10 protein-coding genes and 1 pseudogene are annotated in these 10126 nt (G+C 69.3%); 4 read left to right on the top strand and 7 right to left on the bottom strand.

Features of this window, described 5'->3' with window-relative positions; genetic code table 11:
* Window positions 1-140 precede the first annotated feature (140 nt).
* Window positions 141-816 (top strand): annotated as a pseudogene (locus tag BZL64_RS42200) (SDR family oxidoreductase).
* A 14-nt stretch (window positions 817-830) separates the two neighbouring features.
* Here the strand turns inward: BZL64_RS42200 and BZL64_RS41320 are convergent.
* On the bottom strand, window positions 831-995 hold the full coding sequence (locus tag BZL64_RS41320; protein ID WP_425276067.1) for a winged helix-turn-helix transcriptional regulator: 165 nt from the start codon (window positions 993-995) through the stop codon (window positions 831-833).
* Here BZL64_RS41320 and BZL64_RS41315 point away from each other — a divergent pair.
* The 3 genes from BZL64_RS41315 to BZL64_RS25225 all read left to right on the top strand — a co-directional run bounded on the left by BZL64_RS41315 (window position 988) and on the right by BZL64_RS25225 (window position 2203).
* Window positions 988-1278, top strand: a complete 291-nt coding sequence (locus BZL64_RS41315; RefSeq protein WP_244205485.1) for a hypothetical protein — start codon at window positions 988-990, stop codon at window positions 1276-1278. The genes BZL64_RS41320 and BZL64_RS41315 overlap by 8 nt on opposite strands.
* On the top strand, window positions 1248-1403 hold the full coding sequence (locus BZL64_RS25230) for a hypothetical protein (protein WP_244205484.1): 156 nt from the start codon (window positions 1248-1250) through the stop codon (window positions 1401-1403). Before BZL64_RS41315 ends, BZL64_RS25230 begins: the two co-directional genes overlap by 31 nt.
* Before the next feature lie 161 nt (window positions 1404-1564).
* Window positions 1565-2203, top strand: a complete 639-nt coding sequence (locus BZL64_RS25225) for a TetR/AcrR family transcriptional regulator (protein ID WP_086771486.1) — start codon at window positions 1565-1567, stop codon at window positions 2201-2203.
* Between the two features lie 43 nt (window positions 2204-2246).
* On the opposite strand, the gene BZL64_RS25220 is transcribed toward BZL64_RS25225, so the two are convergent.
* The 6 genes from BZL64_RS25220 to BZL64_RS25195 form a co-directional block, all read right to left on the bottom strand.
* The gene (locus tag BZL64_RS25220; RefSeq protein ID WP_086771485.1) at window positions 2247-3935 is read right to left on the bottom strand and encodes a CocE/NonD family hydrolase; all 1689 of its coding nucleotides are present in this window, start codon (window positions 3933-3935) and stop codon (window positions 2247-2249) included.
* 58 nt (window positions 3936-3993) lie between these two features.
* Complete coding sequence (locus tag BZL64_RS25215) at window positions 3994-5139, bottom strand: serine hydrolase domain-containing protein (protein ID WP_158101558.1); 1146 nt, start codon at window positions 5137-5139, stop codon at window positions 3994-3996.
* A 1-nt stretch (window position 5140) separates the two neighbouring features.
* On the bottom strand, window positions 5141-5968 hold the full coding sequence (locus BZL64_RS25210) for an alpha/beta fold hydrolase (protein ID WP_086771483.1): 828 nt from the start codon (window positions 5966-5968) through the stop codon (window positions 5141-5143).
* 153 nt (window positions 5969-6121) lie between these two features.
* Window positions 6122-7156: an ABC transporter ATP-binding protein gene (locus BZL64_RS25205; protein ID WP_244205483.1), complete on the bottom strand. Its 1035-nt coding sequence runs from the start codon at window positions 7154-7156 to the stop codon at window positions 6122-6124.
* A 1-nt stretch (window position 7157) separates the two neighbouring features.
* Window positions 7158-9092: a dipeptide/oligopeptide/nickel ABC transporter permease/ATP-binding protein gene (locus BZL64_RS25200; protein WP_086771481.1), complete on the bottom strand. Its 1935-nt coding sequence runs from the start codon at window positions 9090-9092 to the stop codon at window positions 7158-7160.
* The gene (locus tag BZL64_RS25195; protein WP_244205482.1) at window positions 9089-10123 is read right to left on the bottom strand and encodes an ABC transporter permease; all 1035 of its coding nucleotides are present in this window, start codon (window positions 10121-10123) and stop codon (window positions 9089-9091) included. The genes BZL64_RS25200 and BZL64_RS25195 overlap by 4 nt, the downstream gene beginning before the upstream one ends.
* Window positions 10124-10126 lie beyond the last annotated feature (3 nt).

Below are 10126 nucleotides of genomic sequence, written 5' to 3'. Positions count from 1 at the left end.
GACAACTGGACGGCCAGTTCCGTCGCCGACGCCCTGCGGGCCTTCCTCACCCCCCGGACCACGAAAGCAGACACCAAGTGAACCGCTACCAGGGGCGCGTCGTCGCCATCACCGGCGCCGCCCAAGGCCTCGGCCTCGCCATGGCGACCCGGTTCGCCGCAGAGGGCGCCACCGTCGCGCTGGCCGACGTCAACGAACAGGCCCTCACCGACGCCGCCAAGACAATCACCAACGCCCACGACGCGAAACTCCGCACCGACGTGGTGGACGTGACCGACTCCGCCCAGGTCAACGCCTGGATCGCCGGCGTCACAGCCGGTCTCGGCCGCCTCGACGTGCTGGTCAACAACGCCGGCATCATCCGCGACAACCGACGACTGGCACGCCGTCATCGGTGTCAGCCTCACCGGCGGATTCCACTGCGCGCGCGCCGCGTTCGGCCCCATGAAACGCCAGGGCTACGGACGCGTCATCAGCTTCTCCTCCATGTCCTGGCGCGGCAACTTCGGCCAGACCAACTACGTCGCCGCCAAGGCCGGCATCGTCGGCATGACCCGCACCCTCGCCCTGGAGGGCGCCCGCCACGGCATCACCGCCAACGCCATCGCCCCCGGCCTCATCGACACCCCCATGCTCGCTTCCATGAACGGCCCCGCACGCGACAAACTCACCAACAAGGTCCCCATGCGCCACACCGGCAGGCCCGAGGACATCGCCGAAGCCGCAGCCTTCCTCGCCAGCGAAGCCGCCGGCTACATCACCGGCATCGTCCTGGACGTGGACGGCGGCATCTCCATCGGATCCTCCATCCGGTAGAGCCGCTTCGACGCTCAGACGGTGACGGTGGGCTCGCTGTCCGGAACAGCCATGGCCCAGGCGGCCATCGCGTCGAGAACCTCGCGCAGTCCTTCACCGAGAGGGGTGAGCCGGTACTCGACCCGCGGCGGGATCTCCGCGTAGGCGGGGCGGGTGACGATGCCGTGCCTCGTGAGCACCGACGGGGACAGTGGTCCGGGCGACTCGGCCGAGAGCGCCGTCTCAGCCCTTGCCGCCGGGCTGGCGGACAGCGGGGTCTCCCATGCGGTGATCGAGCCCCGGTTGTCCCTGGAGAACCTGCTGTTGCCGAACGTGATCACGGGCGTCCGCGAGGAGGGCGTACTGCGCTACTCGCTGTCCATCGGCTTCCGCGCCTCGTGGGCCTCGCACCGGGACGCGACCCCCACGCCTTCTTCGCGCCGCTCGCACCCATGCTGGGCGAGCAGGCCACCGCCGCCATAGCGGACATGTACCGGGCCCTCGGTACGCAGCCGGACCACTCGATCACGGCCGAGCGCTGCGCCCAGAAGCTCCTCGGCGTGACTCCCCGGACCACGAGCGAGTGGCTGGCCGGGATCGATCTCTGACGGGGATCGGCGGCGCGGTCGGAACGCCATCGAGGAGACCGCCGACGCCATTCTCCGGGGTACGTTTGACGGTACCTTGGTACCCTTTCGTAAAGCCCGGTCTTCCGGTCAGGGCGACGACCCGCCGCTTCCGGCGAAAACCCTCGTGGGAGACTGCTGCGGTGACAGCCCCAACTGACTCGCGTGACCGACGCCCGCGCCGCACGGCGCGCAGGCGGGTCGTCGACACTCGTCGGCGGGACGAACTGCTGCGCCAGGCCGAGGCGATCATCCTGGCCGAGGGCTTCACCGCGGTGACCATGGATGAGCTCGCCCAACGGCTGGAGTGTTCCAAGGCGACGCTGTACAGCCTCGCCTCCACGAAGGAACAGCTGGTGCTGGCGGTCACCCGCAGCTTCTTCCGGGATGCGACAGCCGAGATCGAGGAGGCCGTCCAGGCCGAGCCCGATCCCAGACAGCGCATCCGGGTCTACCTCACCGGTGTCGGCACGGCCATGCGCCGCCACTCCAACGCCTTCTACGACGACATGGTCGGTTATGAGCCGACGGCGCAGATCTACCGCAAGAACTCCGCCGCCGCCGCGCAACGGGTCCACCAACTGATCGAGGAAGGCGTGCGGACAGGCGTCTTTCGCGCGCTCAACGGGCATTTCGCCGCCCAGGTCGTGGCGGTGACCATCGACGCGGTCCAGTCGGGGGTCCTCCTGGAGAGCACCGGCCTGACCGCCGGCGATGCCTTCTCCGAGCTCGGGGACCTTCTGCTGGACGGGCTCAGCGCAGGGCAGGGCGCACCCGGATAAGAAGGGGTGCGCCTCCCGGATCGTCCGACCGGGCGCCTGGTCCTCACACGGACGGCGTCGGCAGGATCACGCGGGACACCGCGCCGCTGTCGTGGTGGACGGTGTGCGTGCACGGCCGCAACTCACTTCCGGTACCGGGCAGTTCACCGGTGCCCTCATTGCGTGCGTAACGTGGGTGGGAGCCACCGGCGATCAGCAGACGTATCCGGTGTCCGGCCTTGACCTCGTGCGCGCAGTCGGTCAGCCGCACGCGCACGGGCTGCGCCTGGTCGAGGGGCGAGGTGGGATCCAGCCGGAGGAGTCCTTCGGCGAAGTTGCGGGACACGCCTTCGAGGTCGACGTCGCAGAGCCGTACGAAGACATCCGCGTGCGGGTTGCTCCTGGTGTGCGCCAGCTCGACGACGGGCGTTCCCATGATCTCCAGCGGCTCGGTCAGCGGGTCGGTGGTGAAGGTGAGCACGTCGGAGCGGTTCTCCAGTTTCGCGGTGTCCTTGCTTCCGGCGTCAAGAGTGAGCAGCGGGCCACCGAGGGTCGGCGTGGGATTCGCCGGGTCGTAGACGTACGTGGACGGCGCGCCGCCGCTCGGCTCGTCGGCCAGGAGCTTGCCGTCCGGCTGGAGGTAGCGCACGGTCTCGCCCGGCGCCGGTGGCCATTCAGCCAGGTGTCGCCATGCGCCTTGCCCGGTGACGTACACCTCGACGGGGGGTGCGGACCGTGGCTGCGCCGGCGCTTCGTCGGCGAGGTGCGTCTGAAGCCATTCGAGATTGCCGCGGAGGAGGTGCCCCATGCCCTTTTGGCCCAGTTCCTGGTGGGTCCACGGGCCGACGGTGAGCGAGACGTCGACCCCACGCGCACCCAGCGCCTGGTACTGGTGCAGGGTCTGGTCGAGGAAGAGATCCTGCCAACCGGCGGTGAGCCGCACCGGGACGTCTACGCGTTCAAGGGCGTCGTTGAGTTTGAGCCGGTCCCACACGGAATCGTCGCGCTCCGGTGTGGTCAACCATTCCCGGAACCACGGCGTACGGTGCCCGGTCGCCGCGTCGGCCGCGTCGGCCAACGGGAGTGCGCCAAAGACCGGGGCCAGCCGCCGGTTCACGTTGAGCAGCCGGGACACACCCCGCAGCCCGGTGAATCTCTCCTGGTCGATCACTATCTCCGCGAAGGACAGGAAGTCACCCAGATGGAACGCTCCGCCACCGTGGACGGCGGTGTGCATGTCGTGCGGGGCTACGGCGATCAGGGAGGTGCGCAGCTCGGGGGGCGGATCCATCAGCAGCGCCCACTGGGTCCAGCCCACGTAGGACCCCCCGGAGGTGGCGAGCCGCCCGTCGAACCATGGCTGGGTCCGCAGCCAGGCCACCGCGTCCTGGGCGTCGTCGGCCTCGTTCGCCATCGGGTAGAAGCTTCCCGTGGAGCCGAACGTGCCGCGGCAGCTCTGCAGTACGACGTGATACCCGCGTTCCGCGTAGACCCTCGCCTCCAGGTCGTGCGGAAAGCCGCGCCCGTACGGAGTGCGCACGAGGACGGTGCCCTTCGGCTGGTCGGTGCGGGGGGCGTAGTGGTCCGTCACCAGGACGGCGCCGTCGCGCGCGGGGGTCGGAAGGTTCCGCTCGACCTGGTAGCCGTGTCGGGTGCCCGGCAACCGCATCAGGCGGGTCAGGAGCCGGTCCGACGCGCGGACGGCCAGGCTCGGGGATGTCAGAGCGGTGTGCTGCGGAAGTGTCGTGGTCATGGCCTGGTTTCCGGTTCCTCGGTGGACTGGTTCGGACGTGACGTGCCGGGGTGGGGCTTCACAGGCAGGCGCGCAGCGCGCGGCTGAGCGCGTCGGCCCGGTCGTCGGGCAGGCCACCGGGCTGGGCGGTCTGGTAGGCGAAGGCGGTCTCTGATTCGAGGTGGGCGAAGCCGAGGCAACCGCCCAGGCCGTCGTGGCCGAAGCTGCCCGGGCCGATCATCGGCCGGTGGGTGGAGCTGGTCATGAAGCCAGTGCCCCAGCCGCTGCCCGTGTCGGGGCCCACGAACGGGCGGCCTTCGGAGCGCACCACGAGGGCATCGCGGACGACGTCCGGGCCCAGCAGCCTGACTCCGTCGACCTCGCCCACCGTGGCCGCGTACAGCCGGGCCAGGCTGCGGGCGTCGGTCACGAGATTGCCCGCCGGTATCTCGACCGACAGCCACGCTTCTGTGTTGGCGACCTGGGCGATCCGGGCGGCGTCGAAGAGACCACCCAGGCTGACGGAGCGTTCGACCATCGGTGCGGCGAGAGCTGTGGCCATCATCGCGGCGGACTCGGGGTCGGTGATGGGCAGCGGGTCCGACAGGGGGTGGAAATCGGCGGACTCGGGGTCGGCGCCGTACGTCATCGTCAGGTTCAGTGGATCGGCCACGTGCTCGCGCAGCCACTGGCTGGGCCGTAGTCCCGTGGCCCGGCGCAGCACTTCGCCGGCCAGCCAGCCGAAGGTGAGCGCGTGGTAGGCGTACGCCGTCCCGGGGACCCAAGCCGGCGCCTGCCGGGCCAGCTTGTCCGCCACCGGCTCCCAGGCACGCAGATCCTCCAGCGTCACGTCCGCCTCGGGCGCCACCAGACCGACCTGGTGCGCGAGGAGCTGCCGTACCGTCGTCGCCTCCTTGCCGTTCTCGGCGAACTCCGGCCAGTACTTCGCCACCGGGGCGTCAAGGTCGATCAGGCCCCGCTCGGCGGCCATCAGCAGGCAGACGGTGGTGACGCCCTTGCTGACCGAGAACATGACGGTGCGGGCGTCGGGCGTCCAGGCGCCCCGGGCGGTCTGGCCGGCCCAGATGTCCACCACCGGCTCTCCCTGGGCGTACACCACGCAGGAGGCGGCCGTGTCGCCGTGGTGCCGGAAGTTGTCGGCGAAGGCGTCGGCGATCGGCGCGAAACCGCTCGACACGTGGCCTTCTACCGGTACGGCTGTCATGTCACGCACTCCCTCGTGCCGTGTTCTCCTGGATCTGGGTGATGATCTGAGGCCAGAGCGGAGGGGGAAGCTCATGACCCATGCCGGGGTAGACGGTCAGCTTCGAATCCGCGATCAGTTCGTGCATGACCTTGGACCCGTCGGGGTCGATCAAGCGGTCGCCGTCGCCGTGCAGGATCGTGGTGGGCACGGTGATGCGGTGCAGGCGCGGCGTGCGGTCGGGAGAGTTGTCGAGCGCCTCGACCTGCCGCAGGATGCCGTCGGGGTCGTAGTCGCGGTCGTACATCTGGCCGCCGAGTTCGCGCAGCCAGGGGATGTCCTGGGCGTATCCGGGTGAGGCGCACACTGCTTCGTTGTCCAGGTACAGCGCGATCGCCTCGTCGCGATCGCGGGCCCGTGGGCACTGCGTCCGCTCGTCGACCAGGTCGCGTCCGGCGATGAAGTCCATGCGGGGCGCCGTGTAGATCAGGGCCAGGGTGAGCACGTGCGCGGGGTGGTCGAGGGCGAGCTGCTGAGCGACCATGCCGCCCATCGACTGTCCGACGATGTGCGCCGCGGGAATGTCCAGCGTGGTGAGGAGGCCCGCGGTGTCGTTCGCCATGTCGGCCAGGGTGTAGCCGCCCTGCGGGAACTTCTGTGACAGGCCGACGTCCCGGTTGTCGAAACGCAGGACGTGGAAACCCGCGTCGGCGATCTGTCGGCACAGATCGGCGTGCCAGCCGAGCATGTGGGCCCCGAGGCCCTGGATCAGCAGCAGCGGAGGGCGGGCGGGATCGCCGAAGGTGTCGTAGTTGAGCGACACCCCGGCGGGTGTGGTGACCATGGTCATGCAAGGCTCTTTTCGGTTATCGGATGGAAGCCGAGGGCCACGACCGGCGCACCGGTGACCGGGGCGGTCGCGACGCTGAAGAGGAACAGCAAGACGCTGAACGAGGAACAGCGAGTCGTGGCCGCCGAGCCCCGGAGGTCGTGCCGGAGCGCATCAGGTTCGGGTGGTCTCGGACGCGACGGACACGGGAAGACCGGCCCCCACCGCCGTCGGCGCGGTGCCGAGTTCCTGCCACCGGTGACAGGCGACGGTCGTGCCTGCCGGGGTCTGTTCGAGCGGTGGCCGTTCGGCGTGGCACAGCGGGGCCGCGTGGGGACAGCGGGTGGCGAAGGGACACCCCGCGGCGGAGACGGGGCCCGTGTTGTCACCCGCGCGCACACGCCGCAGGCGGTGTGCTGCCTGGCGCACCGGGTCCGGGACGGGCGCTGCTTCGAGCAGGGTCCTGGTGTAGGGGTGCATGGGCCTGCTGTAGACCGCTTCGGCGGGGCCCTGCTCCATGATCTGGCCGCGATACAGGACCATGATGCGGTGCGAGAGGTGCCGGACGACGTCCAGGTCATGGGCCACGAACAGGTAGCCAAGTGCGAACTCGTCCTGCAGCTCCCGGAGCAGGTTGAGCACCTGGGCCTGGACCGAGAGGTCCAGTGCGCTGACCGGCTCGTCGCAGATCACCAGCCGTGGTTGTGCGACGAGAGCCCGGGCGATGGCGATGCGTTGCCGCTGGCCGCCGGAGAAGCCCGACGGGTAACGGTCCGCGGCGGTTGCGGGGAGTCCGACGCGCTCGAGCATGGCGATGACCCGGCTACGGACCTCGTCTCCGGCCAGTTTCTCCGCCCGCAGCGACTCGCCCAGCGTCTGAGCGACGGTTCGGGTCGGGTTCAGGGAGCTGTACGGATCCTGGAAGATCACTTGCAGGTCACGGCTCAGCGCACGGCGCCGGTTGTGGTCGGCTCGGGTGATGTCCTCGCCCGCGAACTCGATCCGGCCGTCGGTCGGCGACTCCAGGCCCAGCACGGCCCGACCGATGGTGGTCTTGCCGGAGCCGGATTCGCCCACGACGCCCAGCGTCTCCCGCTCGGCCACGGAGAAGCTCACCTGGTCGACGGCTCGTAGGACGGGCGAGCCGTGGCCGCGGCGGAAGTGCACCGACAGATCGCGGACTTCGAGGAGGTTCGTCTCGTCGTTCACGTCACACACCTTCGATCTGGTGGGCGTAGAGGCAGCGGGCCTCGTGGGAGGCACCGATCTTGAGGAGGGGGATCTCGTCGCTGCCGCACTGATCGGTGGCGCGCGCACATCTCGGCTGGAAGTGGCAGCCCTGCGGCCACGAGCCCGGCATGGGGACCGCACCCGGAATGGTGGGCAGCACCGCCGAGTTGTGCTGGTTGTGCGGATTCGAGGCGAGCAGTGCCCGGGTGTAGGGGTGGTGTGGGGTACCGAACAGCTCTTTCACGTCGGCGCGTTCGGCGACCTGGCCGGCGTACATCACCACGACCCGGTCGCACATGTCGGCGACCACGCCCAGGTCGTGGGTGACCAGCATGATCGCCATGGCCCGGTCGCGCTGAAGCGTGCGCAGCAGATCGAGAATCTCCACCTGGATGGTGACGTCGAGGGCGGTGGTCGGTTCGTCGGCGATCAGGAGCTTCGGTTCGCCCGCAAGGGCACGCGCGACGACGACGCGCTGGGCCATGCCGCCGGACAGCTCGTGCGGGTAGCGGCGAGCCACGAGATGGGGCTCGGGGAGCTGCACCTGTTCCAGCAGCTCGACGGCGCGTCTCTTGGACTTGGCACGGCTCATTCCGGTGTTGATCCGGACGGCTTCGGCGAGTTGCCAGCCGATCCGGAAGGCGGGATCGAGCGCGACCATCGGTTCCTGGGAGACGTACCCGATCTCGGTACCGCGGACAGCCTGGAGTTCGGACTCAGACAGGGCCGCGAGGTCCCTGCCGTCGAAAAGGACGTGTCCGGAGTCGATCCGTCCGCCGCCGCCGAGCAGCGCGATGATGGCGAGGGCTGTCGTGGTCTTCCCACAACCGGACTCTCCGACGACTCCGACGGTCTCTCCACGGGCAATGTCGAAGGACACACCGTCGACCGCGCGGATGGGGCCGGTGGGCGTGGCGTAGGACACCGTGAGGTCGCGGACCGAGAGGAGGCTGTCGTTGATCCTTGCGGGAACGGCAGCGGCAGCTCGCGTGGGCGCGCTTCGGTGCTTGTCGCCCAGCGGGAGGGCGGACTTCGCGGACCAGCCCTCTGTGCCGGCATCTCTGACCGCGTCGCCCAGAAGTCCGAACGCCAGCACGGTCAGCGCGATCGCCAGGCCGGGCGGCCAGATCAACCAGGGCTGCTGGAAGAGGGCGCCGACCCCGTCCGCGACCATGCCTCCCCAACTGGGCTCCGGAGGCGCGGCGATGAGGGCGAGGAAGGCCAGCCCGGTCTGCACCAGCAACGCAGTTGCTGCCAGCAAGGACGCCTGCACGACGATGGGACCCATGACCCGCGGCAGTACGTGTCGGGTGATGATGTAGGTCCGCGACATGCCGGACACCCGGGCGGCGGCGACGTAGAGCTGTTCTCGCACCGGCAGTGTCGCGGCTCGTACGACGCGCACAAGACCCGGGGCCGCCAGGACACCGAGAGTCACCATCGCGGCTGTCACGCTCTGCGGGAAGACCGACAGCACGACGATGACCAGGATGATCGCCGGCAGCGACAACACGAGATCCGCCAGCCAGATGATCGCCCGATCGGTCTTGCCGCCGAGGTAGCCGGCCACGAGCCCGATGGGGATGCCCAGCGCCAGAACGACCGCCATCGCCTCGACGACGCCGACCAATGTGACCCGGGTGCCCACCAGCAGTCGCTGGAGGACGTCGCGGCCCAGGCTGTCGACGCCGAGGGGGTGAGCGGCGCTCGGGCCCTGCAGGGCGGTGCCGAGATCGCCGGCTCTTTCGGTCCCGACATGTGGCAACAGCATGGGGGCGGCGACGGCGATCACGACGAGGATCGCCAGGTACGCCAGGCACACGATGGCCAGCGGCCGTCGCATCAGGCGGCGCACGAAGCGGGGGGACACGGAGGGCGAGGCCGACAGTTCGGCATCGGGCACGGTCACAGTCATGCTGCGCTCACTCTCGGGTTGAGCAGCCCATAGGCGAGATCGACCGACAGATTGACGACGACGACCACCACGGTGAAGAACACCGCGACCGCCTGGACCGTCGGGATGTCGTGGGCCAGGGCCGAACCGACCACGAGCGAACCAAGGCCCGGCACGGAGAAGACGCTCTCGATGAGAACCGCGCCGCCCAGCAGGCCAATGGTCTGGACACCCAGGACGGTGACGACCGGGATGGCGGCGTTCTTGAGGGCATGCCGATAGATCAGTGAAGTCCGGGAGACCCCGTTGGCGGCGGCCATCCTGATGTACTCGCTTCCGAGCACGTCGAGCATGGATTCCCGGGTCTGCTTCACGACGGCGGCAACGGAACCGAGGGACAGCGCGGTCACCGGCAGAACCAGCGATCGGGCCCACTCCTGGGGCGATTCGGTGAACGGCACGTACCCGAGCGCGGGGAACCACTCGAGCTTGATGGCGAAAACGACGACCAGCACGGAGCCGACCCAGAAGACGGGCAGTGCCCAGCTGAGGAGAGCGAGCGCGTCGACCGCCCTGCCGATCACCCCACCACGGACGGCACTGAACACGCCGAGGCTGACGCCTACCACGACGCTCACCAGCAGAGAGCCGACGATGAGTGACAGGGTGACAGGCACTCGGCTCGTGATCGATTCCAGGACCGGGGTGCCACTGGTGATCGAGTTACCGAAGTCACCCGAGACCGCAGAGCTCAGCCAGCCCCAGTACTGCTCGTAGACCGGGAGGTCGAGCCCGAGTTGCCTGCGCAGCGCTTCGTACTGTTCCGGTGTGCCACTGCTTCCGAGCATCTGCCGTGCGGCATCTCCCGGGGTGAGTGACAACAACAGGAAGTTGAAGCTCGACACGACCAGCAGCAAGGGGACTGCCGTGAACATCCGGCGGGCCAGCAGCGAGGCCAGCCTGCCGCCTGAGGTGCCACGTCTGCGGATGGCGCGCCCGCGACGGGAGCGTGTGAGCGGCGCTCCCATCGCGTCGACCGACGTGTTGGCCATCGG

Origin of the sequence: Streptomyces bobili (assembly GCF_002154575.1) — a bacterium.
Taxonomy (GTDB): Bacteria; Actinomycetota; Actinomycetes; order Streptomycetales; family Streptomycetaceae; genus Streptomyces; species Streptomyces bobili.
The sequence above is the reverse complement of the archived record's forward strand: the minus strand, read 5'-3'. Positions and strand labels throughout refer to the sequence as shown.

What these genes read in the sequence shown, in the direction of transcription:
- BZL64_RS25210 (WP_086771483.1), bottom strand. Translation starts at nt 5,968, where the DNA reads ATGACCATGGTCACCACACCCGCCGGGGTGTCGCTCAACTACGACACC.
- BZL64_RS25200 (WP_086771481.1), bottom strand. Translation starts at nt 9,092, where the DNA reads ATGACTGTGACCGTGCCCGATGCCGAACTGTCGGCCTCGCCCTCCGTG.
- BZL64_RS25215 (WP_158101558.1), bottom strand. Translation starts at nt 5,139, where the DNA reads ATGACAGCCGTACCGGTAGAAGGCCACGTGTCGAGCGGTTTCGCGCCG.
- BZL64_RS25220 (WP_086771485.1), bottom strand. Translation starts at nt 3,935, where the DNA reads ATGACCACGACACTTCCGCAGCACACCGCTCTGACATCCCCGAGCCTG.
- BZL64_RS25230 (WP_244205484.1), top strand. Translation starts at nt 1,248, where the DNA reads ATGCTGGGCGAGCAGGCCACCGCCGCCATAGCGGACATGTACCGGGCC.
- BZL64_RS25195 (WP_244205482.1), bottom strand. Translation starts at nt 10,123, where the DNA reads ATGGCCAACACGTCGGTCGACGCGATGGGAGCGCCGCTCACACGCTCC.